At 71.5% G+C, this 24639-nt stretch carries 27 protein-coding genes; 5 read left to right on the top strand and 22 right to left on the bottom strand.

What is annotated here, in order from left to right:
- Window positions 1-14 precede the first annotated feature (14 nt).
- Window positions 15-203: a hypothetical protein gene (locus IF37_RS0116960; protein WP_030742907.1), complete on the top strand. Its 189-nt coding sequence runs from the start codon at window positions 15-17 to the stop codon at window positions 201-203.
- Window positions 204-226: 23 nt separating this feature from the next.
- Here IF37_RS0116960 and IF37_RS0116955 read toward each other — a convergent pair whose 3' ends face one another.
- Genes IF37_RS0116955 through IF37_RS0116935 form a run of 5 tightly spaced genes read right to left on the bottom strand, consistent with a single transcriptional unit; the run spans window position 227 to window position 3530 of the window.
- Complete coding sequence (locus IF37_RS0116955) at window positions 227-1864, bottom strand: serine/threonine-protein kinase (protein ID WP_030742905.1); 1638 nt, start codon at window positions 1862-1864, stop codon at window positions 227-229.
- A 46-nt stretch (window positions 1865-1910) separates the two neighbouring features.
- Entirely contained in the window at window positions 1911-2177 is a 267-nt protein-coding gene (locus tag IF37_RS0116950) for a DUF397 domain-containing protein (protein WP_037856662.1), read from the bottom strand.
- Window positions 2174-2428 carry a DUF397 domain-containing protein gene (locus tag IF37_RS0116945; protein WP_030742899.1) on the bottom strand — a complete coding sequence of 85 codons (255 nt, stop codon included), beginning with the start codon at window positions 2426-2428 and terminating at the stop codon, window positions 2174-2176. Before IF37_RS0116945 ends, IF37_RS0116950 begins: the two co-directional genes overlap by 4 nt.
- Window positions 2425-2679 carry a DUF397 domain-containing protein gene (locus IF37_RS0116940; protein ID WP_030742897.1) on the bottom strand — a complete coding sequence of 85 codons (255 nt, stop codon included), beginning with the start codon at window positions 2677-2679 and terminating at the stop codon, window positions 2425-2427. Before IF37_RS0116940 ends, IF37_RS0116945 begins: the two co-directional genes overlap by 4 nt.
- Window positions 2676-3530: a helix-turn-helix transcriptional regulator gene (locus IF37_RS0116935; RefSeq protein ID WP_030742894.1), complete on the bottom strand. Its 855-nt coding sequence runs from the start codon at window positions 3528-3530 to the stop codon at window positions 2676-2678. Before IF37_RS0116935 ends, IF37_RS0116940 begins: the two co-directional genes overlap by 4 nt.
- 107 nt (window positions 3531-3637) lie before the next feature.
- Here IF37_RS0116935 and IF37_RS0116930 point away from each other — a divergent pair, with 107 nt between their 5' ends.
- The gene (locus IF37_RS0116930) at window positions 3638-4114 is read left to right on the top strand and encodes an ATP-binding protein (RefSeq protein ID WP_173456869.1); all 477 of its coding nucleotides are present in this window, start codon (window positions 3638-3640) and stop codon (window positions 4112-4114) included.
- Window positions 4115-4144: 30 nt separating this feature from the next.
- On the opposite strand, the gene IF37_RS0116925 is transcribed toward IF37_RS0116930, so the two are convergent.
- Entirely contained in the window at window positions 4145-6085 is a 1941-nt protein-coding gene (locus IF37_RS0116925; protein ID WP_030742890.1) for a long-chain fatty acid--CoA ligase, read from the bottom strand.
- Window positions 6086-6389: 304 nt separating this feature from the next.
- Here IF37_RS0116925 and IF37_RS0116920 point away from each other — a divergent pair, with 304 nt between their 5' ends.
- Both IF37_RS0116920 and IF37_RS0116915 read left to right on the top strand, forming a co-directional pair.
- A complete protein-coding gene (locus IF37_RS0116920; protein WP_030742887.1) occupies window positions 6390-7310 on the top strand; it encodes a MaoC/PaaZ C-terminal domain-containing protein in 921 nt (306 codons plus the stop codon).
- Window positions 7311-7339: 29 nt separating this feature from the next.
- Window positions 7340-7909 carry a hypothetical protein gene (locus tag IF37_RS0116915; protein ID WP_158727349.1) on the top strand — a complete coding sequence of 190 codons (570 nt, stop codon included), beginning with the start codon at window positions 7340-7342 and terminating at the stop codon, window positions 7907-7909.
- A gap of 31 nt (window positions 7910-7940) precedes the next feature.
- Here the strand turns inward: IF37_RS0116915 and IF37_RS0116910 are convergent, their stop codons facing one another.
- From IF37_RS0116910 to IF37_RS0116870, 8 genes are all read right to left on the bottom strand, one after another.
- Window positions 7941-8597: a TetR/AcrR family transcriptional regulator gene (locus IF37_RS0116910; protein ID WP_030742881.1), complete on the bottom strand. Its 657-nt coding sequence runs from the start codon at window positions 8595-8597 to the stop codon at window positions 7941-7943.
- Window positions 8598-8647: 50 nt separating this feature from the next.
- Window positions 8648-8932, bottom strand: coding sequence for a DUF4229 domain-containing protein (locus IF37_RS0116905; protein ID WP_030742878.1), 285 nt, complete (start codon window positions 8930-8932; stop codon window positions 8648-8650).
- 75 nt (window positions 8933-9007) lie between these two features.
- Window positions 9008-9532, bottom strand: a complete 525-nt coding sequence (locus IF37_RS0116900; RefSeq protein ID WP_030742876.1) for a GNAT family N-acetyltransferase — start codon at window positions 9530-9532, stop codon at window positions 9008-9010.
- Between the two features lie 113 nt (window positions 9533-9645).
- A complete protein-coding gene (gene mqnE / locus IF37_RS0116895) occupies window positions 9646-10809 on the bottom strand; it encodes an aminofutalosine synthase MqnE (protein WP_030742873.1) in 1164 nt (387 codons plus the stop codon).
- A 38-nt stretch (window positions 10810-10847) separates the two neighbouring features.
- Window positions 10848-11303 carry an Lrp/AsnC family transcriptional regulator gene (locus IF37_RS0116890; RefSeq protein WP_030742870.1) on the bottom strand — a complete coding sequence of 152 codons (456 nt, stop codon included), beginning with the start codon at window positions 11301-11303 and terminating at the stop codon, window positions 10848-10850.
- A gap of 93 nt (window positions 11304-11396) precedes the next feature.
- Window positions 11397-12080 (bottom strand): UbiX family flavin prenyltransferase, encoded by a 684-nt coding sequence (locus IF37_RS0116880; RefSeq protein ID WP_037856661.1) that lies wholly within the window; start codon window positions 12078-12080, stop codon window positions 11397-11399.
- A gap of 84 nt (window positions 12081-12164) precedes the next feature.
- The gene (gene mqnP / locus IF37_RS0116875; RefSeq protein WP_030742865.1) at window positions 12165-13067 is read right to left on the bottom strand and encodes a menaquinone biosynthesis prenyltransferase MqnP; all 903 of its coding nucleotides are present in this window, start codon (window positions 13065-13067) and stop codon (window positions 12165-12167) included.
- Entirely contained in the window at window positions 13064-14515 is a 1452-nt protein-coding gene (locus IF37_RS0116870) for a menaquinone biosynthesis decarboxylase (RefSeq protein WP_030742862.1), read from the bottom strand. The genes mqnP and IF37_RS0116870 overlap by 4 nt, the downstream gene beginning before the upstream one ends.
- Before the next feature lie 250 nt (window positions 14516-14765).
- Between IF37_RS0116870 and IF37_RS0116865 the strand changes: the two genes are divergently transcribed.
- Complete coding sequence (locus tag IF37_RS0116865) at window positions 14766-16172, top strand: condensation domain-containing protein (RefSeq protein ID WP_030742861.1); 1407 nt, start codon at window positions 14766-14768, stop codon at window positions 16170-16172.
- A gap of 76 nt (window positions 16173-16248) precedes the next feature.
- Here IF37_RS0116865 and IF37_RS0116860 read toward each other — a convergent pair whose 3' ends face one another.
- From IF37_RS0116860 to hemL, 8 genes are all read right to left on the bottom strand, one after another.
- Window positions 16249-16653 carry an SRPBCC domain-containing protein gene (locus IF37_RS0116860; RefSeq protein ID WP_030742858.1) on the bottom strand — a complete coding sequence of 135 codons (405 nt, stop codon included), beginning with the start codon at window positions 16651-16653 and terminating at the stop codon, window positions 16249-16251.
- A gap of 46 nt (window positions 16654-16699) precedes the next feature.
- Entirely contained in the window at window positions 16700-17779 is a 1080-nt protein-coding gene (gene ccsB / locus IF37_RS0116855; RefSeq protein ID WP_030742856.1) for a c-type cytochrome biogenesis protein CcsB, read from the bottom strand.
- Window positions 17776-19485, bottom strand: coding sequence for a cytochrome c biogenesis protein ResB (locus tag IF37_RS0116850; RefSeq protein WP_030742854.1), 1710 nt, complete (start codon window positions 19483-19485; stop codon window positions 17776-17778). The genes ccsB and IF37_RS0116850 overlap by 4 nt, the downstream gene beginning before the upstream one ends.
- Window positions 19486-19488: 3 nt before the next feature.
- Window positions 19489-20262: a cytochrome c biogenesis CcdA family protein gene (locus IF37_RS0116845; protein WP_030742851.1), complete on the bottom strand. Its 774-nt coding sequence runs from the start codon at window positions 20260-20262 to the stop codon at window positions 19489-19491.
- A gap of 1 nt (window position 20263) precedes the next feature.
- Window positions 20264-20854 carry a TlpA disulfide reductase family protein gene (locus tag IF37_RS0116840; protein ID WP_173456867.1) on the bottom strand — a complete coding sequence of 197 codons (591 nt, stop codon included), beginning with the start codon at window positions 20852-20854 and terminating at the stop codon, window positions 20264-20266.
- 197 nt (window positions 20855-21051) lie between these two features.
- Window positions 21052-22338 carry a hypothetical protein gene (locus tag IF37_RS0116835; protein WP_030742846.1) on the bottom strand — a complete coding sequence of 429 codons (1287 nt, stop codon included), beginning with the start codon at window positions 22336-22338 and terminating at the stop codon, window positions 21052-21054.
- Window positions 22339-22484: 146 nt separating this feature from the next.
- Window positions 22485-23189 (bottom strand): histidine phosphatase family protein, encoded by a 705-nt coding sequence (locus IF37_RS0116830; RefSeq protein ID WP_030742843.1) that lies wholly within the window; start codon window positions 23187-23189, stop codon window positions 22485-22487.
- A complete protein-coding gene (gene hemL, locus IF37_RS0116825) occupies window positions 23186-24514 on the bottom strand; it encodes a glutamate-1-semialdehyde 2,1-aminomutase (RefSeq protein ID WP_030742841.1) in 1329 nt (442 codons plus the stop codon). The genes IF37_RS0116830 and hemL overlap by 4 nt, the downstream gene beginning before the upstream one ends.
- Window positions 24515-24639: the final 125 nt, after the last annotated feature.

The raw sequence follows: 24639 nt of genomic DNA, 5'->3' as shown, positions 1-24639 counted from the left end.
GGCCCCTCCCCGACGTGGCCGTGCTCCGGCCCCGCCAGCAGATGGCGATCGAATGCGCCCTGTGCGCCCGCCCGCTCGGCACCAGCGGGCGGGTGCTGGGCGAGGTACGGCACCGGGGGCTGCCGTTCCGGCTCTGGGCCTGCGCCACCGGCTGCCCGGCGGCGGAGCCGGCCTTCACCACCTCCCTGGATCGTCCGATGTGACGGGGAACGGGTGACGCGAAGGGTCAGACCGCGTTCCGCCAGACCGTCAGGTCTCCCTGGACGAAGGCAAGGTCGGGCAGCGCGGTCGACTTGGTCTGGATCACGAACAGCGCGATGTCGCCCGACGGGTGCTTGATGCAGATCTCGCTGCCGGCCGCCGCCGCGGCCAGTTTCCACGTGTGGTACTTGCCGCTCCCGAGCATCAGACGGCACTCGTCCAGCGTCGTGCCGTGCCCGCCCATGATCTGGACGAACGCGCTCGCGTCGCTCTTCAGCTCGCAGCCGACGGACTCGCAACCGAAGCGGATGTCGCCCTTGCCGTTCCTGGGCTTGCCCCACGGGTCCTCGATGCTCAGCGGGTTCCGCGCGTCCACCGTCAGAGGGGCGTACACGTCGGCCCGTGGCCGCGTCGGCGTCGCCGAGGGGGACCGCTCCGCTCCCGGCGCGGCGGCACCGGACCCCGGGGCCGAGGAGCCGGAGGAGTCCGACGAGTCCGACGCCGACGACCGGTCGGCTGCCGGCCCTGTCGCGGACGTCCCGGAACCGGCCGCGGCCCGGCCGGCGGCCCCGCCGGACGTGTCCATGACCCACCAGGCCCCGGCCGCCACCAGCAGCGCGCCGCCCGCCACACCGGCCGCCGAGACCAGCGCGGTGCGCCGTCTGCGCGCCCTGCGCTGCTCCGCCGTCGGCTGCGGCCACCCGGCCGTGGGCCCGGGGTACCCGATCAGGGGCTGCGGGACCACGGGAGTCGGGTCGGGCACCGGTGCCGGGACCACGGCCTCCGGTCCGGTGATCTCCCGCCACACGGCCGGTCCCCCGCCCGCGTCGGCGTCCGCGCCCAGCCGCCGCCGGCACCACTCCACGACCTCCGCCGGGGTGGCCCGCTCTGCCGGGTCGGCGGCCAGGCACCGGGCGAGCAGCGGACGCAGCGGCTCGGGCAGCAGGGACAGGTCGGGTGCGGTGTGCACGATCCGGTACAGCACGTTCAAGGCCGAGCCCTCGCCGTACAGCGGTCTGCCGAGTGCCGCGAACGCGGCCGTCTGCCCGAGCGCGAAGACGTCGGTCGCCGCCGTCACCTCGTCCCCGGACGCCTGCTCCGGGGCCATGAACGCGGGCGTGCCTATGGTGCCGCCGGTCGCCGTGTACGACGTCCCGTCGGCGGCCAGCGCGATCCCGAAGTCGATCACCCGTGGGCCGTCGGCGGCCAGCAGCACGTTCGACGGCTTCAGATCCCGGTGCACGATCCCCTCGGTGTGGATCGCCTGCAACGCCTCGGCCACCCCCGCCATCAGCCACAACACGGCGGGCACCGGCAGCGGCCCGCGCCGGACCACCGCGTCCGTCAGGGACGGCCCGGGCACGTACAGCGTCGCCAGCCACGGCGGCACGCCGTCCGCGTCCGCGTCGATCAGCTCGGCCGTGTACGCGCCCCGGACCCGCCGGGCCGCCGTGATCTCCCGCCGGAACCGCCGCCGGAAGTCCGGGTCGTCCGCCAGTTCCGGCCGTACGACCTTGAGCGCGACGGGACGGCCGCCCTGGGTGTGCGACAGATAGACCCGGCCCATGCCGCCCGCGCCGAGCCGGGCCGCCAGCCGGTAACCGGCCACCACGGGCGGGTCGTCGGCCTGGAGCGGCTGGAAGACCTCCGACGCCTGGTTCATCGCCCCTGCACTCCCCCGATGTGATGCGTTGGCCGAGGGAAGCAGCCTAAAGGGCCGGTCGCCGGGGCCCGCTAGGGTCCCTCCCCAGAAGAAAGGCCGACCAGGCGGCGGGCGCCACGGTGAAGTGAGCGGCGGCGGGCTGCTTGGAGTCCCGGACGTGGATCGCGGCGGGGTGGGCGGCGACCTCGACGCACTCGCCGCCCTCGCCGTCGCTGTAGCTGGACTTACGCCAGTGGTAGGCGAGTTCGACGCAATCGCCGCCTTCACCATCGCTGTGACTGGACTTGAACCAAGCCAGGTCCTCGGTGCTCATCGCTTCTCCAGCTTCTTCTCGCCCAGAAGAAAGGCCGACCAGGCGCCGGGCGCCACGGTGAAGTGAGCGGCGGCGGGCCGCTTGGAGTCCCGGACGTGGATCGCGGCGGGGTGGGCAGCGACCTCGACGCACTCGCCACCCTCGCCGCCACTGTGGCTGGACTTACGCCAGTGATAGGCGAGTTCGACGCAGTCACCACCTTCACCGCCGCTGTGACTGGACTTGAACCAAGCCAGGTCCCCGGTGCTCATCGCTTCTCCAGCCTCTTCTCGCCCAGAAGAAAGGCTGACCAGGCGGCGGGCGCCACGGTGAAGTGAGCGGCGGCGGGCCGCTTGGAGTCCCGGACGTGGATCGCGGCGGGGTGGGCGGCGACCTCGACGCACTCGCCACCCTCGCCACTGCTGTAACTGGACTTGCGCCAGTTGTAGGCGAGTTCGACGCAGTCGCCTCCCTCACCGCTGCTGTAACTGGACTTGAACCAAGCCATGTCCTCGGTGCTCATCGCTTCTCCAGCTTCTGCTTGATCAGAGACCGGGTCTCAATGGGGCTGAGTGCCATGGCGCGCATGGTCCCATAGCGGTCGGCGATCTTTCGAACCTCCTCCCGGTCCGTGATGAGCCGGGGAAAGCTTTGCGCCTCGATGTACGCCACCTGCGTCTGCCCCTTGGGCACCAACAGGTTGAACGCACTGTCCAGACTGGGGTGTTCCTCCGTCCGCGTCGGCATCACCTGCATCTCGACGTTCGTCATACTGCCGACCTCCAGCAGACGGCGCAGTTGCTCGGCGTGCACGCGCGGCCCGCCGATCGGCCGGTCGAGCACCACCTCTTCGAGCACGTAGCTGGCGACAGGGGGCGGCAGGCGCTCGAACACCTGCTGTCGCGAGAGACGATCGGCCACTCGCTTCTCGATCGTCTCCTCGCTGAGGAACGGACGTCGTTTGGCGAACACCGCCCGCGCGTACGACTCGGTCTGCAACAGGCCCTGTACGGCGTGGTTGGAGTAGTGGTGCAGCTCCACCGCCTCCGCCTCCATCGACGCATAGCTCCGGTACCACTCCGGATGCCGTGTCCGCGCCCGCGACATCGCCTCCTCCACCTGGGGGATGACCTCGATGAACAGCCCGTCCGCACCGAAGATCTCGTCCGCCTTGCGCAGGAACTCCGGCCGCGGTGTCCGTACGCCCCTCTCCATCGCCGAGATCTGATCCGGGCCGTACCCGACCAGGACGCCGAACTCCCGCTGGTTGAGCCCCGCTTTCTCCCTCAGCAGCCTCAGCTGCTTGCCCAGCACGACGAAGACCGTCGCCGCGCCGTTCAGCTCCGCCGGAGTCTCCGGCCGCCGCTCCTCCATCACACCACCTCCGACACCCGCACACAGACGTTCCGCACGCGTACGACTACGGACAGTCGCCGCGTCGTCCCTGGTCAGAGTAGAGAGAAGTGGCCACGCTCGGTGATGTGAACGTAGAAATCTCCACCCCCACGACTTCACCCGCCGCACTCGTCCAACGGCTGAGTGCCACTCCGCGCGGTGCCCGTCTGGCCCGGCGGCTCACCGGAACCACGCTCGCCACCTGGGGTTATCCGCTCGACGGCGATTTCAGCCAGAGCGCCCAGCTGGTCGTGGCCGAACTCGCCGCCAACGCCGTCACCCACGGTCGCGTCCCGGGACGGGACTTCGAGTTGCGGCTGCGGCTGCTGCCGGCGGAGGACACCCTGCGCATCGAGGTCAGCGACGCCCGCGGCGACCGCGCGCCACGGTTCCCCGACGGGCGGCCGGAGGACGAGCGCGGGCGCGGCCTCGTGATCGTGCGGGCGCTCGCGAAGCTCTGGGGCGTCTCCGAGCGGGACGTCGGCAAGACGGTCTGGGCGGAGCTGCCGCTCGACTCGCGGCAGCCGGCCGGTGGTTCGCGGGCGCCCGAGCCGGAGGGCTGAGCGCGCGGCCCGGCGGCGGACCGCCGCCCGCTACCGCTCGTACAGGCTCTCCACCTGCTCCGCGAAGTCGCGCAGGATGTGCTCGCGGCGGAGCTTCATCGACGGGGTGAGGTGGCCCGCCGCCTCCGTGAAGTCGACCGGCAGCACGACGAACCTGCGGATGGATTCGGGGCGGGAGACCAGCTTGTTGGCCTCGTCCAGCGCCCGCTGGAGGACCTCCGTCAGCTCGGGGTCGTCGGTCAGCAGCTCCGGCGGCACCGGGTGCTTGCCGATCATCCGGCGCCAGTGGGTGGTGCCGGCGAGGTCCAGGGTGATGAGCGCGGAGACGTACGGACGGCCGTCGCCCACCAGCATCACCTGGGAGATCAGCGGGTGCTGGCGCAGCCAGTTCTCCAGCGGGGCCGGGGCCACCGACTTGCCGCCCGCCGTGATCAGCAGTTCCTTCTTGCGGCCGGTGATGGTCAGATAGCCGTCTTCGTCCAGTTCGCCGAGGTCGCCGGTGGACAGCCAGCCGTCGCGGGTGGCGGGGACGACGCCGCCCGCCGCCGGGTCCCAGTAGCCGCGCAGCACGTGGTCCCCGGCGACGAGGATCTCGCCGTCCGCCGCGATCCGCACCCGGGTGCCGGGCAGCGGCCAGCCGACCGTGCCCAGCCGGGGTCTGAGGGGCGGGGTGACCGTGGAGGCACCGGTGGTCTCCGTGAGGCCGTAGCCCTCGAAGATCTCGATGCCCGCGCCCGCGTAGAACGCGGCGAGGCGGCGGCCGAGCGGGGAGCCGCCGCAGATGACGTACCGGACGCGGCCTCCCATGGCGGCGCGGATGCGCCGGTAGACCAGCGGGTCGTAGAGGGCGCGCTGGGTCTTCAGGGCGCGGCTCGGGCCGCTGCCGGTGCCGGTCTGGTGGGCCTCCGTCGCCTCGCCGTAGCGCTGGGCCACGGCCGCCGCCCGGTCGAAGACCGACGACCGGCCGCCCGCCTCCGACCTGGCGCGCGCGGTGTTGTAGACCTTCTCCAGCATGTACGGGATGGTGAGCAGCGCGGTCGGCTGGAAGCCGGCCAGGTCCGGCAGCAGGTCGTCCGCCGCCAGGCTCGGCGCGTGGCCGAGGCGGACCCGGGCGCGGACGCAGGCGATGGCCACCATCCGGCCGAAGACGTGCGACATGGGCAGGAAGAGCAGGACCGACGGCCGTTCGTCGCGCGCCTTGAAGACCGGGTGGAGGAGTTCGATCGCGTTGTCGACCTCGGCGAAGAAGTTGCCGTGCGACAGGGCGCAGCCCTTGGGGCGGCCGGTGGTGCCGGAGGTGTAGATCAGGGTGGCGAGGGTGTCGGGGCCGAGCATGCCCCGGCGTACGCCCACCTCGGCGTCCGGTATCGCGACGCCCGCGTCGGCGAGCCGGGCCACGTGCTCCTTCTCCATCACCCAGACGTGGCGCACGTCGGGCAGGTGCGGGAGTTCGGGGCCGATGGCGGCGGCCTGGGCGGCGGTCTCGGTGACCAGGGCGACCGCGCCGCTGTCGTGCAGGATCCAGCGGGTCTGGAAGACGGAGGAGGTCGGGTAGACCGGGACGGTGACCAGGCCGGCCGCCCAGGCGGCGAAGTCGAGCAGGGTCCAGTCGTAGGTGGTGCGGGCCATGACGGCGATCCGGTCGCCGGGCACCAGGCCCTCGGCGATCAGGCCCTTGGCCACCGCCTGCACCTCGGCGGCGAACCGGGCGGCCGTGACGTCGGTCCAGCGCCCGCCGGACAGCTTGCGGCTGAGGACCACCGCTTCGGGGTCCTTCTCGGCGTTCTGGTACGGCAGGTCGGCGAGGGAGCCGCGGGTGACCGGGGGTGCGAACGGTGGCACCGCCACCTCGCGCACCGCGCCGTCCAGCCGCCGGACCTCGGGTTCCACCAGGACCGGCCGGCCTTCGTAGTCGGTGGCGAAGACGGGGACGCCGGAGGAGAGGGGGGTGTTCGGGTAGGACGTGGACACGGGTGCGGCTCCTCTGGCGTTCGGGCACCGGCGGCGGGCCCCGGCGGAGAGGGGTTACCGCTGGTCAGGCAGGAGATGGTACGGCTCCGCTGTGCGGGGGTTGTGCGGGTTCGGGAATGATCCGGGGCCGGGGGTGTGCAGCATCGCGGGTTATGTGAGGGATGCTCACCTTCGTCCGGGGCATACCGGACCGGAGGTGGCGCGATCGCCGTCACCCGTTGCGCCCCATGCTCTTACCTCCAGTAACATTACTCAAGAGTAAGGACTTCGGACCGAGTCACCGAGTCGCGCGGGAGCGTTGCCCATGGCCGACCGCCAGCTGAACTCGTCGCCCGCGCTGGGGCCGCTGCTGCTCCGGGGCGCGCTGCGGTCCCCCTTCAAACGACCGGCCCCGGGCGCCGGGTTCCCGCGCACCCGGCTGCTGCTGCCGGGCCTGCGGATCGACCTCGCGCGGCTCGCCGCGTACGAACGGGTCTGCGGCTTCCCGACCGGGGAGCCGGACCTCCCGGTCACCTACCCGCACGTCCTCGGATTCCCGCTCGCCATGCGGCTGATGAGCCGCCGGGACTTCCCGCTGCCGCTACTGGGCCTGGTGCACACGTCGCTCTCGATCGAGCGGGCCGCCGCGCTGCGGGCCGACGGGGAGTACGACCTGTCCGTGTGGATCGAGGGGCTGACCGCGCACCGGCGGGGCACCGAGGCGACGGTGGCGACCGCGCTGCGGCGGGACGGCGGGCTGGTGTGGTCCTCCCGCAGCACATACCTGGCCCGGCACGGCACGGCCCCCGGCCGGCCGGACGGCGACCGGCACGCGGCTTCACCCCGCACCCCGGACGACGGCACCGGGGGCGCCGACGGCGACCCGGTGATGCCCGTCGTCGCCGAGTGGGCGATCGGCGCGGACGTCGGGCGGCGGTACGGCGCCGCCTCCGGGGACCGCAACCCGATCCACCTGCACCCGCTCACCGCCCGGCTGTTCGGCTTCCCCCGGGCCGTCGCGCACGGCATGTGGACCGTCGCCCGGTGCCTGGCCGCCCACGGGACCCCGGACGCGGCCGAGGTGCGGGCCCGCTTCCGGGCGCCCGTGCCGCTGCCGGGCACGGTCGCGTACGGCGCGGACGGCGACGGGCGCTTCGCGCTGCGGGGCCCGGACGGCGGACTCCACCTGTCCGGCGAGGTACGACCGCTGCCCGTGCGCAACTTCCTCGCGCAAAACCAGAGTTGACCCGCCCCAGGAGCCGTACGCTGCCTGGCGTGACGAGACGTGTGCCGACGGGGACGCCGACCGCCGTACTGACGGCGGTACTGCTGGGAGCGCTTGCCGCGTGCGGCGGGAGCGACGGGCCGAGCGCGCTGGAGAAGGAACTGGGCCGCAAGTGCGAGGGGCGGGTGTCCGCCGACAGCGTGGACGTGAGGCTGCCCGAGGGAGCGACCGCCAAGGTCATCTCCACCTGGCACCGGGACGGCCGGGGCCAGTGCTGGGTGGCCGCGAAGAGCAAGAGCGGCGAGTTCGAGCCGTTCGCACTGGAGGTCATCGCCGCCGCCGACGCCGAGGCCGCCGAGAAGTCGCGGCAGGACGACTGCACACGCGCCCGCACCGACTCCCGGCGGCACACGCTCTACTCGGCGAAGCGGGACTACTGCTCGTCCTACTCGCTGAGCACCGGCCGGTACGAGGCGCACGGCGCGATCGGCCGCTACGACGTCGGGATCTACCTCCTCGGGGCACGCCCCGTCGAGGGCGTCGACGCCCCCCTGAAGAAGGCACGCGCGGAGATCGACCAGGTGATGGACGACCTGCGCGCGCACTACCGGAAGCGCTGAACGCCGGGAGTCGCTCGAACGTCCGGAGTCGCTAGGGGGTCTCGTCCTCGGCCGGCGGGGTCCACGTCCGCCCGGACATCAGGCTGCCCAGGCCCGACCAGGCGAAGTCCATCAGGGTGGCCGCCGCCTGCCGGGCGGTGACCCCCGGGGTGGCGTTGGCCCAGGTGGCGAGCGACTCCGCCGCGCCGACCAGGGCCTCGGCGAGCCCGGCCACCTCGCGCTCGGGCAGACCGGGATCGCGGTGCGCCTCCCGGGCCGCCACCGCGACCAGCCGGGTGACGAACGCGACGATCTCCGCACGCATCGCGGCGGCCTCGGAGACGAAGGGCTCCCCGTGCGTACGCGCTTGGAGGTGCAGCACCGACCAGCCGTCCGGGTGCTCGGCGGTGTGCGCGAAGAACGCCCGCAGGCCCGTCCACAGCCGCCGGTCGGCGGGCAGCCCCTGCCCGACGCCCGCGCGGACGGCCGCCGTCAGCGCGGCGGCCTCACGGCGGATGCAGGCGGTGAAGAGGTCTTCCTTGGAGTTCAGGTACAGGTAGACCAACGGCTTGGAGACGCCCGCGAGTTCGGCGATCTCGTCCATCGAGGCGGCCATGTACCCGCGCTGCCCGAAGATCCGCACGGCGGCGTCGAGCATCTGCTGCTCCCGCACCGCCCTCGGCATCCGTTTGGTCTTGACGGCACCCATGGGGCAAGGGTAATTGGCTCCCGGGGCCCGACCCGCCGGACGCCGCGCCCCTAGGCGCGCGACGCCTCGTCGACCACGTCCTCCTGGCTGCGGTTGGCATCCAGGTTGGCCTTCATCCGGTCGACCCGCTGCACGATCCGCACCGAGGCCCGGTCGCGCTCCTTGCGCAGCACCACCCAGCTGATCGGCGCCGACAGGACCAGGGAGAGCAGCAGCACCCAGAGGAGGTTGGAGTCGCCGAAGCCGCGCGGGAAGGCGCCCGAGTAGACGGCAGCCCAGACGACCACGAGGCAGCCCGCGAAGATACCGAGGCGCATCAGCGTGTAGCGGAGCATCTCAATCCACTCGTCCGATTCCAAAAGGGGTCATCGTCCAGTGAAGCACGACCGCCGGGCGGCCGTGCACGGGGGTCAGCCGAGCGGCAGCAGCATGACGACCTCGTCGCGGTCGTCGCCGGGCGCGACCCGGATGGCGTCCGGGACGCGGCCGACCTCCTTGTAGCCGCAGGAGGCGTAGAACCGCTCCAGGCCGTGTCCGCCCCGGCAGGTCAGCCGGACCGCCTCGACACCGTCCATCCCGCGGGCCGCGTCCGCGGCGGCGGCCAGCAGCTCACGGCCGTACCCCCGGCCCTGGAGGTCCGGGTGGACCATCACCGTGTAGAGCCACACCCAGTGGGTCATCAGCCGGTGGGTGTTGCGGGTGAGGAAGGCGGCCGCGGCCAGCCGCCCGTCCTCGTCGTGCCCGACCAGCAGCCGGGTGCGGCCCTCGGCCATCTGCACGAAGTGCCGCACCAGTTCCGGGCGCACCTCGGCACGGCTCACCGGGGGCACGAAGCCGACGGCGCCGTCCGCGTTCGAGACGTCCGTCCACAGATCGAGGACGGAGTCGCGCAGCGCCGGGGTGATGGCGGGGTCCAGGGTGAAGGTAAGAGGCACGGGGGCAGTGTATCCATTACCGGCACCTGCCCCGCCCGGGGGTCCGGGGAACGGAACGGCCCCTCCCCGCCTGAGCGGGGAGGGGCCGTCTCGGACCGTCGTCGGACGCGGACTCAGACCCGCATCGGCTGGGGCAGGTCGCGGCGGCCCGGGTCGGCGCCCTCGTACTCGCGGATGATCTCGTAGCGCGTGTTGCGCTCCACCGGGCGGAAGCCCGCGTCACGGATCAGTTCCAGCAGGTCCTCACGGGTCAGCTTGTTCGGCGTGCCGTAGTTGTCCGCGTCGTGCGTGATCTTGTACTCGACGACCGAGCCGTCCATGTCGTCCGCGCCGTGCTGGAGGGCGAGCTGGGCGGTCTGCACGCCGTGCATCACCCAGAAGACCTTCACGTGCGGCACGTTGTCGAAGAGCAGACGGGAGACGGCGAAGGTCTTCAGCGCCTCCGCGCCGGTCGCCATCCGCGTGCGCGCCTGGAGCGTGTTGCGGACCTTGCCGTCCTTCACGTCCACGAAGTCGTGCTGGTAGCGCAGCGGGATGAAGACCTGGAAGCCGTTCGTCTCGTCCTGGAGCTCGCGCAGCCGCAGGACGTGGTCCACCCGGTGGCGGGGCTCCTCGATGTGGCCGTACAGCATGGTGCACGGGGTCTTCAGACCCTTCTCGTGCGCCAGGCGGTGGATGCGGGACCAGTCCTCCCAGTGGGTCCGGTGGTCCACGATGTGCCGGCGGACCTCCCAGTCGAAGATCTCCGCGCCGCCGCCGGTCAGCGACTCCAGGCCAGCGTCGATCAGCTCGTCCAGGATCTCGGAGGCGGTCAGACCGGAGATCGTCTCGAAGTGGTGGATCTCCGTCGCCGTGAACGCCTTCAGGGAGACGTGCGGCAGGGCCTTCTTCAGCTCCCTGAGCGAGCGCGGGTAGTAGCGCCACGGCAGGTTCGGGTGCAGGCCGTTGACGATGTGCAGCTCGGTGAGGTTCTCCGACTCCATCGCCTTGGCGAGCTTGACGGCCTCCTCGATGCGCATCGTGTACGCGTCCTTCTCGCCCGGCTTGCGCTGGAACGAGCAGTAGGCGCACGACGCGGTGCACACGTTCGTCATGTTGAGGTGACGGTTGACGTTGAAGTGGACCACGTCACCGTTCTTGCGGGTCCGCACCTCGTGGGCGAGACCGCCCAGCCACGCCAGATCGTCCGACTCGTAGAGGGCGATGCCGTCCTCGCGGGTCAGCCGCTCACCGGAGCGGACCTTCTCCTCCAGCTCGCGCTTGAGCCCGAGATCCATGCCAACACCTTTCTACGACAGCCCGACCAACGGTATCCCTAGACCTCTTCGGGCAGCTCCCCGACCCGGTTCTCCCACTTCGTGGAGAGCACGATCGTGGTACGGGTCCGGGAGACGCCCTTGGTGCCGCTGAGCCGGCGGATGGTCTTCTCCAGACCGTCCACGTCACTGGAGCGCACCTTGAGCATGAACGAGTCGTCGCCGGCGATGAACCAGCAGTCCTCGATCTCCGACAGGTCGCGCAGCCGCTGCGCGACGTCCTCGTGGTCGGCCGCGTCGGACAGCGAGATGCCGATCAGCGCGGTGACACCGAGGCCGAGGGAGGCCGCGTCCACCGTCGCGCGGTACCCGGTGATGACACCGGCCGCCTCCAGCCGGTTGATGCGGTCCGTCACACTGGGGCCCGACAGGCCGACAAGGCGCCCCAGCTCCGCGTACGAGGCCCGGCCGTTCTCCCTCAGTGCCTGGATGAGCTGCCTGTCCACCGCGTCCATGCGATCGAAGCCTTCCGGTGAAAGTTCCTGAAGTCCCTGGAGCCCCCGGAATTCCCGGAGTTCCGGGAGTCCCTGGGGTGATGAGAGGTACTGCTACGTGTCCCGCGGGTCCGCCGTGCCGCCGCCCAGCTCGCCCCGCCAGCGCCGGTACAGGCCGTGCCCGACCCCCGCCGCGTCCAGCACCCGGCCGGCGACGAAGTCCACCAGGTCCTGGATGTGGGTGGCGCCCGCGTAGAAGGCCGGGGAGGCCGGCACGACCGAGGCGCCGGCGTCGTCCAGCGCGAGAAGGTGCCGCAGCGTCTGCCCGTTCAACGGGGTCTCCCGGACGGCCACGACCAGCGTGCGGCGCTCCTTCAGCGTGACGCTCGCCGTGCGCTGGAGCAGGTCCTTGGACAGGCCGAGCGCCACACCGGCCACACAGGCGGTGGAGGCGGGCACGATCAGCATCCCCTTCGCCGGGTACGACCCCGAGGACGGGCCGGCCGCGAGATCGCCCGCGCTCCAGTACCGCACCCCGCTGACGTCCACGTCGAAGGTGCCGGGCTTGCCGTCGGCGCCCAGGGCCAGCCACCGGCCCAGGTCGTCCTGCCAGTGGGCGTCCCGGAACGAGATGCCCGTCTCGTCCAGCAGCGTCAGCCGCGAGGCCCGGCTGACCACCAGGTCCACCGCCTCCCCGGCCGCGAGCAGCGCCCGCAGCACGGCAGCCGCGTACGGCGTGCCGGAAGCTCCGGACACCCCCACGATCCAAGGTACGCGCTGCGTTTCTCCTGCGTTCACACCTTGAGCGTACCGGCGGGGTGGACCGTACTCAGGCCCGGAGGGGGCGTGGGGCCCGCCGTCGGACGGTCGGACCCCGACCGGTCAGACGGTCAGACCCCGGACCAGGAGGTCCAGCAGGGCACACACGAACAGGGCAATGCCGATGAAGCCGTTGACGCTGAAGAAGGCCCGGTTCAGCCGGGACAGGTCATGGGGGCGGACGATGCGGTGCTCGTAGACGAAGGCACCCGCGACGATCAGCAGGCCCAGCCAGAAGAACGCGCCGGCATGGGTGGCCAGGGCATACCAGACGAACAGCGCCGTGGTCACGGTGTGACAGGCGCGCGCGCCCCAGATCGCGGCCGGGATGCCGAACCGGGCCGGCACCGACATCACGCCGATCTCCCGGTCGGTCTCCACGTCCTGGCAGGCGTAGATCAGGTCGAAGCCGCCGATCCAGATGCCGACGGCGAGACCGAGGATCACCGCCGTCCAGGACCACTCGCCGCTGATCGCCAGCCAGCCGCCGATCGGCCCCATGGCCTGGGCGAGCCCCAGGATGGCCTGCGGGAAGTTGGTGAACCGCTTCCCGTAGGGGTAGACCACCATCGGGATCACCGCGACCGGCGCCAGGGCCAGGCAGAGCGGGTTCAGCAGGGCCGCCGCGCCGAGGAAGACCACCAGGGCGACCAGGGCGCCGGTCCAGGCGTGCCGCACCGACATCGCGCCGGTCACCAGCTCGCGGTGGGCCGTGCGCGGGTTGCGGGCGTCGATCTCGCGGTCGATGATCCGGTTGACCGCCATCGCGAACGTGCGCAGGCCGACCATGCAGACGGTGACCAGCAGCAGCCGGCCCCAGTGGATGTTCCCGTCCCACTCGTACATCGCCGTCAGCGCGGCGATGTAGGCGAAGGGCAGCGCGAAGACCGAGTGCTCGATCATCACCAGGCGCAGGAACGCCTTGGTGCGTCCTGGCTGGGGGATGGCGGCGGACGCGGAACTCACAGTCCGTACTCCTTCCAGCGGCGGTCCACCAGGGCCGCCGTATCGGGGTCGGAGAGGACCATCTCCGGCCAGCCCCCGTCCCGGGTGTAACCCTCCTCGGGCCACTTCCTCGTGGCGTCGATGCCCGCCTTGCCACCCCAGAACTGCTGGTAGGAGGCGTGGTCGAGGTGGTCGACGGGGCCTTCGACGACCGTCAGGTCACGGCCGTAGTCGGTGTTGCCGAGGGCCCGCCAGGCCACCTCGTGCAGATCGTGCACATCGCAGTCGGAGTCCACGACCACGATCAGCTTGGTGAGGGACATCATGTGCGCCCCCCAGATCGCGTGCATCACCTTCTGGGCGTGCTTCGGGTACTTCTTGTCGATCGAGACGATCGCGCAGTTGTGGAAGCCGCCGGCCTCGGGCAGGTGGTAGTCCACGATGTCCGGGACGATGATCTTCAGCAGGGGCAGGAAGAAGCGTTCCGTGGCGCGGCCGAGCGGACCGTCCTCGGTCGGCGGGCGGCCGACCACGATCGACTGGAGCAGCGGGCGCCTGCGCATGGTGACGCAGTCGATCCTCAGCGCCGGGAAGGGCTCCTGCGGGGTGTAGAAGCCGGTGTGGTCGCCGAAGGGGCCCTCGGGGAGCATCTCGCCGGGCTCCAGCCAGCCCTCCAGGACGACCTCGGCGTTGGCCGGCACCTGGAGCGGGACCGTCTTGCAGTCGATCATCTCGATCCGCTTGCCTGCGAGGAACCCGGCGAAGAGGTACTCGTCGATGTCACCGGGCAGCGGGGCGGTGGAGGCGTAGGTGACGGCCGGCGGGCAGCCGAAGGCGATGGCGACCGGCAGGCGCTCGCCCCTGCGCGCCGCCACCTGGTAGTGGTTCCGGCTGTCCTTGTGGATCTGCCAGTGCATGCCGATCGTGCGCCGGTCGTGGCGCTGGAGGCGGTACAGGCCCAGGTTGCGGACGCCGGTCTCGGGATCCTTGGTGTGGGTCAGGCCCAGGTTGAAGAAGGAACCGCCGTCCTGCGGCCAGGTGAAGAGGGCCGGGAGCCGGTCCAGGTCGACGTCGTCGCCGTGCAGGACGACCTCCTGCGCCGGCGCCTCCTTGACCTTCCTCGGCGGGACGTGGGTCATCGCGCCCAGCTTCCCGAACGCCTCCCGCACCCCGACGAAGCCGTGCGGCAGCTCCGGCCGCAGCAGACCGCCGATCTTCTCGGAGATCTCGCCGTACGACTTCAGGCCCAGCGCCTTCAGCAGCCGGCGGTCGGTGCCGAACACGTTCATGGCGAGGGGCATGTCGGAGCCGCGCACGTTCTCGAAGAGCAGCGCCGGACCGCCGGACTTCTGCACCCGGTCGACGATCTCCCCGACCTCCAGGTACGGGTCGACCTCGGCCTTGATGCGCTTGAGGTCTCCCTCTCGCTCCAGCGCCCGGAGCAGGGAGCGAAGATCGTCGTAAGCCATGCGCCCCAGTATCGCCGACGTCCCGCTTTGTCCACGCGCCCACCCCCGGTCCGGGCGGCCCCGGACGGCGCTGAGGGGTTCCCGGCGGGGGTCCGGGGGCTCCCGGCCGGTCACCGTCGGTCAATCACTTCCGCGTTCGGCCTGCCACCCGTTCCGTTGAAATGAACCGGACGGGCATGTCCCGGCCGCGTCCCACGGCATTGCCTTGTCAGGGGGCCCGCGTCCGGGCCCCTCCTGCGATGGGAGAGGCGTGCGAATCACTGACATCCAGCGCTGCGAGGTCCGGCCGGGGCGGCTCGTCGAATGGACGCTGAGCCCGGCGACCGTGGCGGCGGCGACGGCGCTCCCCGAGGATTCCCGGCCACCCGCCTACATCCAGGAGTCGCACATCCGGACCGCCCGGTCCGTCCGGGAGGACGGGCTGTTCGTGCCGACCTGGCTCGGCGCCGCCTTCGACCTGCCCGGCCCGGTCGACCTGGACGCGCTGGAGCGGGCCCTGCGCGCCTGGACCGTACGGCACGAGACGCTGCGCAGCGGCTTCCGGTGGGCCGGTGACGAGCTGCGCCGGTTCACGCTGGACGCGGCCGACGTGTCGCTGCGCCGGGAGGAGGCGGGGCACTTCGCCGACGCCGACACCCTCGTACGGCACCTCCAGGACCGCTTCGACACGGTCGCGGACGCGCTGCGCTGGCCGAACCTCATCTACGCGGCGGTCGTCCGGGACGACGGCGCGAGCGTGTACCTCGCCTTCGACCACAGCAACGTCGACGCCTACTCCGTGCAGCGCATCCCCGCCGAGATCCACGACCTGTACGCGGCGGACCCGGCCCAGACCGCACCCGCCGCCGGTGAGCCGCCCGCCAGTTACGTCGACTTCTGCCGGCTGGAGCGGGCCCACGCCGACGGCATCGACGGCCGGCACGCGGTCGTCGACCGCTGGCGGGACTTCATCCGCCGCTGCGACGGCACGCTGCCGAACTTCCCCGTCGACCTGGGCCTGGAGCCGGACGGCCCGCTGCCCCGGCAGCGGATGCTGTGCGAGCCGCTGGCGGACGCGGACGCGGCGGCGGCGTTCGAGGCGTACTGCCGGCCCTACGGCGGCAGCCTGGCCGGGGTGCTGGCGGCGACCGCGCTCATCGTGCACGAGCTGGGCGGGCGGCCGGTGTACCGGACGGTGGTGCCCTTCCACACCCGGGTGAAGTCGCGGTGGGCCGAGTCGGTGGGCTGGTACGTGGGCGGCGCCCCCGTCGAGGTGCCCGTGGACCGCCTGCACGGCTTCCCGGAGGCGCTGCGCGCGGTACGGGCGGAGCTGCGGGCGAACCGGACGCTGGCCCGGATGCCGCTGCCGCGGGTGCTGGACCTGCTCGGCGCCGACTTCCGGCCGTCCTCGCCGGACCTGTACTCGATCGTCTCCTACGTCGACACGCGCGCCCTGCCTGGTGCCGGGCGGTGGGCGGAGCTGAAGGCGTACGGACTGCTGCGGGTGTCGTACGGGGACCAGGTGTGCGTGTGGGTGAACCGGCTGCCCGAGGGGCTGTGGCTGGCGAGCCGCTACCCGGACACGGACGTGGCCGCGAAGACCATGCGGCTGTACGCGGAGCGGCTGCGCGACCGGATCGCCTCGGTGGCCCACGGCAGCCTGTCCGCCGTCTCCTGAGCCCGGCGCCGGACGGCCACCGGGCACACGGAGCCCTGCCGGGTCCGGGCCCCATCGGATTCGGGCCCGGCCGGGTCTAGCGGGGCTGTGCCAAGTGCTCGATCAGGCGCTCGAACCTGTCCCGCCAGCGCTGCTCCGACTCCTCCTCGCCCTGGAACTCGTGCGTGAAGCGGAGCGCGCTGCCGTCCTCCCCGTCCCGCTCCAGGTGGAACCGGATGCGGCCGCCGTCCTCCAGCGTGTACTCGGCGACCCGGTCCACGTCCCACGCGGTGACCTCGCCGCCGCCCAGCCCGCGCAGGCTGACCGCACCGCCGAGCCGGGGTTCGAGCACCTCGGCGGCGGTGAACCAGGCCGCCAGCCCGCCGGGCGTGGACACCGCGGGCCAGACCTCCTCCATCCGCCGCGGGAGCCGCACCGTGAAGTGCAGGATGTGCGTGTTCCCGTGGGTCTGGCTGGTGCCCTGTGCGATGGAACCGCTCATGACACCAGCCTGACCCCGGGGCCGGGCGCGCGCACCCGGCCGGCGCTCACACGCCCGCGTAGGAGTGCTTGCCGGTGACGAAGATGTTGACGCCGTAGTAGTTGAACAGCCAGCAGGCGAACGCGATCAGCGCCAGGTAGGCGGCCTTGCGGCCCTTCCAGCCGGCCGTGGCCCGCGCGTGCAGGTAGCCGGCGTAGGCGACCCAGGTGATGAAGGACCAGGTCTCCTTCGGGTCCCAGTTCCAGTACCGGCCCCAGGCGTCGCCCGCCCAGATCGCGCCCGCGATGATCGTGAACGTCCACAGCGGGAAGACGGCGGCGTTGACCCGGTAGGAGAACTTGTCCAGGGACGCCGAGGCGGGCAGCCGCTCCAGCACCGAGGTCGCGAACCCGCCCGGCCGGCCGCCGCTCTGGAGCTTGTTCTCGTAGGCGTCCTTGAACAGGTACAGGATCGTGGTGACCGCGCCGACGTAGAACACCGCGCCGCAGAAGATCGCGGTGGAGACGTGGATGTACAGCCAGTACGAGTGCAGCGCCGGCACCAGCTGGTCGCTGGCCGTGTACAGCACGGTGACCGCGAGACCCAGGTCCAGCAGCACGGTCGTGGTGAGGAACAGCCCGAGCCAGCGCACGTTCTTCCTCAGCGCCAGCAGCACGAGGTACACGCCGACGGCGACCGTGGAGAAGGTGATGTTGAACTCGTACATGTTGCCCCACGGCGCCCGCTCCACGGAGGCCGCGCGGGCGATGACACCGCCCAGCTCCACCAGGAAGGCGAGCACGGTGAGGGAGACGGCGATCCGCCCGTACAGGTCGCCCTGCTCGTCGCCGCCGTGCGCGCCGGGGCCGTCCGGCACGTCCCGCGCGCCGGCCGCCGAGCGGACGACGACCTTGGGCCGCTCCAGCACGGCGGTGCCGCCGGCCTGCCGCACCGTGACGGCGGGGGCCGCGGCGGAGCCGGTGTCGGCCGTGAGCGCGGCGGCCGTGCGGGCGACCTTGCTGCGGCTGCCGAACAGCCACTCGGCGATGTAGGCGAAGAAGGCCAGGGTGTAGACGGCCATCGACGAGTAGATCAGCGTGTTGCTGATGCTCGCGAGATGTTCGTTGGTGGCGGCGGCGAGAGTCACTTCTCAGCCCCTTCGGCAGGTACGGCTTGAGGGTCGGGGGTTGCTGCGGGTGTGTCGCCGGGGTCGGGGGCCCCCGGCGCCTGGTCGTAGAGGTGGCCGGCGAGGTCGCCCAGTTCCTCGGGGACCTTCGCGGACTCGCTGCGGCCGAGACCGGCCATCTCGACCACCGTGACGCCGTCGGCACCGCGCACCGCGCGCACCCACACGCGGCGGCGCTGGATGAACAGGGAGGCGGCCAGGCCGAAGATCGCGGCGAGGGCGCCGGCCAGCGCCCAGCCGCTGCCCGGCTCCTGGACGATCTCGAAGCCGGCCCACTCCTTGACGTCCTTCTCGAAGGTGATCGATCCGGCGCCGTCCGGCAGCGTCATGGTGTCGCCCGGCTTCAGCAGCTTCTTCAGCAGCTGGCCCTTGGCGTCCTTGAACGCCTTCATGTGCTTCTTGTCGAGCTGGTACACGCTCTGCGGGATGCCCGAGTTCACACCCAGGTCGCCGTGGTAGGCGTTCACCGCCAGCAGCGGGTTCACCAGCGCCGGGAACTGCGAGAGCATCGTGCCGCTCTTCGGGTCGAACGTCGGCACGAAGAACGCCTGGAAGCCGAGCTGGTCCTTGCGGCCCTTCGCGTCCCGGTAGCCGTCCATCACCTTGACCACGCCGTTGGAGCTGACGTTGCCGTCGAGCGGCAGCAGCGGTACGGCGTCGTGGTAGACGACCGCGCCCTTGCCGTCCCGGACCGTGACGACGGGCGCGTAGCCGTGGCTGACCAGGTAGACCTTGGAGTCGCCGATCTTCAGCGGCTCGTTGACCTTGATGGTGGTCGGCTTCTCCTTGCCGTAGGCGCCCTCGCTGTAGCGGATCTTCGCCTCATAGGTGCGCGGGGTGCCCCGGTTCGGGCCGCTGACCTCGTAGGTGCCCCTGAAGTCCTTGAGGTCGAAGCTGAACGGGACCAGGTCGTCCGTCCGGAACAGGGTGCCGGACTTGAAGTCGTCGTACATCGGCAGCGCGTTGGAGAAGCCGTCGCCCTCCACCATCAGCTTGGTGCCGTCCGACTTGTACAGCTGGCCGGAGGCGAAGGCGACCAGCAGCACGATCAGGGCGACGTGGAAGACCAGGTTGCCCACCTCGCGCAGGTAGCCCTTCTCGGCGGCGACGGCGTCACCGGCGACGTGCGCCCGGAAGCGGCGCTTGCGCAGCAGCGCGAGCGCGGCCTCGCGGACCTGCTCCGGCTCGGCCTCCGTGCGCCAGGTCGTGTAGGCGGGCAGCCGGGTCAGCCGCTTGGGCGCGGCCGGCGGACGGCCGCGCAACTGGCCGACGAACTGCCAGGTGCGGGGCACGATGCAGCCGATGAGGGAGACGAACAGCAGGATGTAGATCGCGGAGAACCACACCGAGCTGTACACGTGGAACAGCCCGAGCTTGTCGTAGACGGGTGCCAGCGTCCGGTGGGCCGCGCGGAAGTCCTCGACCTTGCTCGCGTCCGCGCCGGTCTGCGGGATCAGCGAGCCGGGGATCGCGCCGAGCGAGAGCAGCAGGAGCAGCAGCAGCGCGACCCGCATGGAGGTCAGCTGCCGCCAGCACCAGCGCGCCCAGCCGACGACACCGAGGCCCGGCAGGCTCACCGGCTCCTCCTGCGGGGCGGTGGACAGCCGGGAACCGGCGGCTCCCAGCTCCTCCTGCTCCCGGCTGTTGTCGGTGTCGGTCTTGCTCATCGGTCAGATCCCCACATTGAAACCGTCGGACCAGGTCTGCATCTGCTGGATCAGGCCGCTCCAGGCACCGGTCAGCAGCAGCACACCGGTCACGATCATCATCGAGCCGCCGATGCGCATCACCCACACATAGTGGCGCTTGACCCAGGCGAAGGCGCCGAGCGCCTTGCGGAAGCCGATCGCGGTGAGGACGAAGGGCACGCCGAGGCCGAGGCAGTAGACGACCATCAACAGGGAGCCGCGCGCGGCGCTCGACTCGTTGATGGAGAGGATGTTCACCGAGGAGAGCGTCGGGCCCATGCAGGGCGTCCAGCCGACGCCGAAGAGGGCGCCGAGCAGGGGCGCGCCGAGCAGGCCGCCCGTCGGCCGCTTGTGGAAGCGGAACTCGCGCATGGTGAACCAGGGCAGCAGCCCCATGAAGAACACGCCCATGACGATCATGACCGCGCCGAGCACCCGGGTGAGGGTGGACTGGTAGTCGACCAGGCTGGCGCCGAAGTAGCCGAAGAGCGCCCCGCTGGAGACGAACACGGCGCTGAAGCCGAGCACGAACAGGGAGGCCCCGGCGACCATCCGCCCCCGTCTGGCCTCGGCCAGGTCGGTGCCCGCGACGCCGGTCACATAGGAGAGGTAGCCGGGGACCAGCGGCAGCACACAGGGCGAGAAGAAGGAGACGAGCCCCGCGATCAGCGCGATCGGCAGGGCGACCGGCAGAGCGCCGTGCAGGACCGTCTGGTTGCGGCCCGTCTCCGCGGCCAGCGTCAGCAGTGCGCTCACGTCACTTCTCCGCGAGGACCGGCTTGAGCATCTCCAGCAGCCCGGTGTCGTCGAGCGCCTCCAGGGCCCGCGCGGCGACCTTGCCGTGCCGGTCGATGACGAGCGTGGAGGGGACGAGCTGCGGGTTGAGGGTGCCCTTCTTGAAGCGGAGCATCAGCTTGCCCGTGGGGTCGTACAGGCTCGGGTACCCGACGCCGTGCTCCTTCTCGAAGGCGACCGCGGGGGTGGTGCTGGAGTCCCGGGTGTTGATGCCGACGAACTGGACACCCTTGCCCTCGTACTGCTTGGAGACCTTGGCGAAGTACTGCGCCTCGCTGCGGCACGGCCCGCACCAGGAGCCCCAGACGTTGACGACGACGACCTGGCCCTTGTAGTCGGCGACGTCGAGGGTCTTGCCGTCGATGGTCCTGCCCGACAGGTCCGGGGCCGCGGCGCGCTTGGCGGCCGGGACGGTGTCGATGCCGTTGCTGCCGGTGACGAAGTGGGTGTCGCCACCGCCGCCGGAGATGCCGCCCTTGCCGCACGCGGACAGGGACAGGGCCGCGGCGGCGGCCACAGCGGTGAGCAGGACGGCGCGGCTACGGGTACTCATGTGAAAAGTTTCGCATGCCTGTTCCGGGGATCTCGCGCACCCCCCTGCCGGGCGGAAAACCGCATTTCAGGGCGTATTTACACGGGACATTTCAGACACCGACCCCCGCCCGGGTCCGTCAGGGGCCCCTGCGGCCTTCCCCTCAAGGCCCGCTCGGACCCCACCCGGACACCACCCGGCCCCCGCCCGGGACCCGCTCAGGCCGCGTCGGAGGAGGCGGAACCGGTCGCGCGCAGGAACTCCTTCCAGCCCCCGGTGGGCTGCTGCCCGACACCCAGCGAGCGCAGCTTGGCGAGCACCTCGGGCTTCTGCGCGTCCATCCAGTCCACGAACTGCCGGAAGGAGACCAGCCGGACGTCGGCGCCCTTCTCCTTCTCCCGCGCGATGTGCGTGAAGGCCTCCTCGACGGAGTCCATGTAGATGCCGCCGTTCCACTGCTCGAAGTGGTTGCCGACGAAGAACGGCGCCCGGTTCGTCTCGTACGCCCGCTGGAATCCCTGGATGTACGCCTGCGCCGACTGCTTGCGCCATCCCGGGTAGTTGTACGCGGGCGCCTTGGTCGAGTTCACCGACTGGTTGGCGAGCATGTTGTAGTCCATGGACAGGACCTCGAAGGAACGTCCGGGGAAAGGTATCTGCTGCAAGGGCAGGTCCCATATGCCCAGGCGCTTGTCCGGCCACACCTGGCGGCCGCCCGGCGAGGAGGCGTCGTAGCGCCAGCCCAGCTCCCGGGCCTTGGGCAGCAGGTTGTTCTGGCCCAGCAGACAGGGCGTACGGCCGCCGGCCAGCTCCTTGTCGTAGTCGAACGGCAGCGAGGGCAGGTCGGTCCAGCCGGTGTTGGTCCGCCACTCCTTCACGAACGCCTTGGCCTGCTGGATCTCGCTCCCCCACTGCTCCGGGGTCCAGTTGCCGACGGTGCCCGTGCCGGCGCAGAAGTGCCCGTTGAAGTGGGTGCCGATCTCATGCCCCTCCAGCCAGGCCCGGCGCACGTTCTCCAGCGTGGCCTTGATGTGGTCGTCGGTGAGGTAGCCGATGTCGGAGGCGCCGCGCGGGTTGTTCGGGGGGTCGTAGAGCCGCTTCTTCGACTCGGGCAGCAGGTACAGCCCCGAGAGGAAGAAGGTCATGCTCGCGCCGTGCTCCTTGGCCAGGTCCAGGAAGCGCGGGAAGAGGCCGTTGCCGACCTCGCCGGCGCCGTCCCAGGAGAAGACCACGAACTGGGGCGGGGTCTGCCCCGGCTCCAGCGGCTCCGGCTTGGCCGGCTGGTGCGGCTGCGCGCCGGTGAAGGACGTGGAGCCGTCGCCGATGGGCCGCGCCGGACGCGTCCCGTCCCCCTTGCTCCCCTGCCGGGTGCTGGAACCGTCCGGACGCCCGGCGCCGTCCGAGGACGTGGAACCGCCGCAGCCGGCGAGCGAGGCGGCGGCCGCCGCGCCCGCGCCGAGGCCGAGTACTCCCCTCCGGGAGAAGGTCCGGGAAGAGCTGCGCATGGAAAACCCCGATCGTTACGCCTGCTGGTCGACACCCAGTCAGAGGTAATGATGATCGGGGAGGTTCCGTTTGTTTATGTGATTTTCGTGACGGATATCGAAAGAATGCGCTAAGCCACGCCAAACGGACCGTCAGTGACGACCGGTCAGGCGCCGAACGCCTTGCCCTGGGCCGTGCCGCCGCCCTTCTGGGGCTTGGCGCCGGCCCGCAGGTGGGCCGGGACGAGATCGATGGCGGGCTCGCTGTACCCCACGGACACGATCTTGTCACCGAGGTAGGTGAAGGTCGTCAGGGAGGCCAGCGTGCACTGCCGCTTGCGCGGATCGTGCCACAGCCGCCGCCGCTCGACGTACGACCGCACGATCCAGATCGGCAGCTGATGGCTGACCAGCACCGCCTCGTGCCCGCGCGCCTGGTCCTTGGCCGCGTTCAGCGCGCCCATCATCCGCACGACCTGGTCCACGTACGGCTCGCCCCAGGACGGCCGGAACGGGTTGACGAGGTGCTTCCAGTTGTCCGGGTTGCGCAGCGCGCCGTCCCCGACGCCGAACGTCTTGCCCTGGAACACGTTCTCGGCCTCGATCAGCCGCTCGTCGGTGGCCAGGTCCAGACCGTGCGCCTTGGCGATGGGGGTGGCGGTCTCCTGCGCCCGCTCCAGCGGGGAGGCGCACACATGGGTGACGTCCCGCGAGGCCAGGTGCTCGGCCACCCGGTCGGCCATCCGCCGGCCCAGCTCGGACAGGTGGTAGCCGGGCAGCCGCCCGTACAGGATGCCGTCCGGGTTCTCGACCTCGCCGTGCCGCATCAGGTGGACGACGGTGATGTCCTTGTCCTTGTCCGTGCCGCTCATTCCGCCGTGGCCTCCGCAGCCGCCCGGGCCGCCGCCGGAAGGGCGTCGGCGATCCTCTGGATGGCCCGCTCGTCGTGGGCCGTGGACACGAACCAGGACTCGAAGGACGACGGCGGCAGGTAGACGCCGTTCGCCAGCAGCGAGTGGAAGAACGCGGTGTAGCGGTACGACTCCTGCCGCTTGGCGTCCTCGTAGGTGCGCACCTTCCGGTCCGTGAAGAACACGGAGAACATGTTGGAGGCGGTCTGCACCCGGTGCGCGACACCCTCCTTGGCCAGCGCCTCGCCGACCAGCGCACGGATCTGCTCCGAGACGGCGTCGACCTTGTCGTACGCGGCGTCGTCGAGCAGCCGCAGCTGGGCGAGCCCGGCGGCGGTGGCGACCGGGTTCCCGGACAGGGTGCCGGCCTGGTACACGGGCCCGGCGGGCGCGAGGTGCGCCATCACGTCGGCACGGCCGCCGAACGCCGCGGCCGGGAACCCGCCGCCCATGACCTTGCCGAAGGTCATGAGGTCGGGCTTGACGCCCTCCACGCCGTACCACCCGGCGCGGCTGGTGCGGAAGCCGGTCATGACCTCGTCGGAGATGAAGAGGGCGCCGTTCTCCCGGCAGGCGTCCCTCAGCCCCTGGTTGAACCCGGGGTCCGGCGGCACGACGCCCATGTTGCCCGGCGAGGCCTCCGTGATCACGCACGCGATCTCACCGGGGTGCCGGTGGAACGCCTCCTGCACGGCCTCCAGGTCGTTGTACGGCAGCACGATCGTGTCGCCGGCCTGGGCGCCGGTGACACCGGGCGTGTCGGGCAGCGCGAAGGTGGCGACCCCGCTGCCGGCCGCGGCGAGCAGCGAGTCCACGTGCCCGTGGTAGCAGCCGGCGAACTTGATCACCTTGGACCGCCGGGTGAACCCGCGGGCCAGCCGGATCGCGGACATGGTCGCCTCGGTGCCGCTGCTGACGAGCCGCACCTGCTCCACGGGCTCGACCCGGGCGACGATCTCCTCGGCGAGCGCGACCTCCCCCTCACCGGGCGTGCCGAAGGACGTGCCCCGGGCGACGGCCTCCTGCACGGCGGCGATGACCTCGGGGTGCGAGTGCCCGAGGATCATGGGCCCCCAGGAGCAGACCAGGTCGACGTAGTCGCGCCCGTCGGCGTCGGTGAGGTAGGCCCCCTTGCCGGACACCATGAAGCGGGGCGTACCGCCGACGGCACGGAAGGCGCGCACCGGCGAGTTCACCCCGCCCGGCGTCACGACGGAGGCGCGGTCGAAGAGCGCCTGTGAGGCGGGCGCGTCGTAGGGATAGGGCGTTTCGCTCGTGGCACTCATACGTGCGGCTTCTCCGGCTTCTCGGACTCCGGTTGCGGGGTGACCCCCTCAGGGTAGGCCGCGAGCCGGCCGGACTGCGGTCGGGCCGGGGTCACGTCGGGGTGGGGGGCCTGGGGGCGCGTCGG

Source organism: Streptomyces sp. NRRL S-31, from assembly GCF_000718775.1.
GTDB lineage: Bacteria > Actinomycetota > Actinomycetes > Streptomycetales > Streptomycetaceae > Streptomyces.
This window is presented reverse-complemented; position numbering and strand designations above follow the sequence as displayed.

Excerpts from the sequence above, each read along its gene's own strand:
- IF37_RS0116905 (WP_030742878.1), bottom strand. The coding sequence starts at position 8,932 with ATGCTCCGCTACACGCTGATGCGCCTCGGTATCTTCGCGGGCTGCCTC.
- IF37_RS0116910 (WP_030742881.1), bottom strand. The coding sequence starts at position 8,597 with ATGGGTGCCGTCAAGACCAAACGGATGCCGAGGGCGGTGCGGGAGCAG.
- IF37_RS0116920 (WP_030742887.1), top strand. The coding sequence starts at position 6,390 with ATGGCCGACCGCCAGCTGAACTCGTCGCCCGCGCTGGGGCCGCTGCTG.
- IF37_RS0116890 (WP_030742870.1), bottom strand. The coding sequence starts at position 11,303 with ATGGACGCGGTGGACAGGCAGCTCATCCAGGCACTGAGGGAGAACGGC.
- IF37_RS0116940 (WP_030742897.1), bottom strand. The coding sequence starts at position 2,679 with ATGAGCACCGAGGACATGGCTTGGTTCAAGTCCAGTTACAGCAGCGGT.
- IF37_RS0116830 (WP_030742843.1), bottom strand. The coding sequence starts at position 23,189 with ATGAGCGGCACGGACAAGGACAAGGACATCACCGTCGTCCACCTGATG.
- IF37_RS0116835 (WP_030742846.1), bottom strand. The coding sequence starts at position 22,338 with ATGCGCAGCTCTTCCCGGACCTTCTCCCGGAGGGGAGTACTCGGCCTC.
- IF37_RS0116870 (WP_030742862.1), bottom strand. The coding sequence starts at position 14,515 with ATGGCTTACGACGATCTTCGCTCCCTGCTCCGGGCGCTGGAGCGAGAG.
- IF37_RS0116945 (WP_030742899.1), bottom strand. The coding sequence starts at position 2,428 with ATGAGCACCGGGGACCTGGCTTGGTTCAAGTCCAGTCACAGCGGCGGT.
- IF37_RS0116935 (WP_030742894.1), bottom strand. The coding sequence starts at position 3,530 with ATGGAGGAGCGGCGGCCGGAGACTCCGGCGGAGCTGAACGGCGCGGCG.
- IF37_RS0116840 (WP_173456867.1), bottom strand. The coding sequence starts at position 20,854 with ATGAGTACCCGTAGCCGCGCCGTCCTGCTCACCGCTGTGGCCGCCGCC.
- IF37_RS0116850 (WP_030742854.1), bottom strand. The coding sequence starts at position 19,485 with ATGAGCAAGACCGACACCGACAACAGCCGGGAGCAGGAGGAGCTGGGA.
- IF37_RS0116860 (WP_030742858.1), bottom strand. The coding sequence starts at position 16,653 with ATGAGCGGTTCCATCGCACAGGGCACCAGCCAGACCCACGGGAACACG.
- IF37_RS0116950 (WP_037856662.1), bottom strand. The coding sequence starts at position 2,177 with ATGAGCACCGAGGACCTGGCTTGGTTCAAGTCCAGTCACAGCGATGGT.
- mqnE (WP_030742873.1), bottom strand. The coding sequence starts at position 10,809 with ATGGATCTCGGGCTCAAGCGCGAGCTGGAGGAGAAGGTCCGCTCCGGT.
- IF37_RS0116955 (WP_030742905.1), bottom strand. The coding sequence starts at position 1,864 with ATGAACCAGGCGTCGGAGGTCTTCCAGCCGCTCCAGGCCGACGACCCG.
- hemL (WP_030742841.1), bottom strand. The coding sequence starts at position 24,514 with ATGAGTGCCACGAGCGAAACGCCCTATCCCTACGACGCGCCCGCCTCA.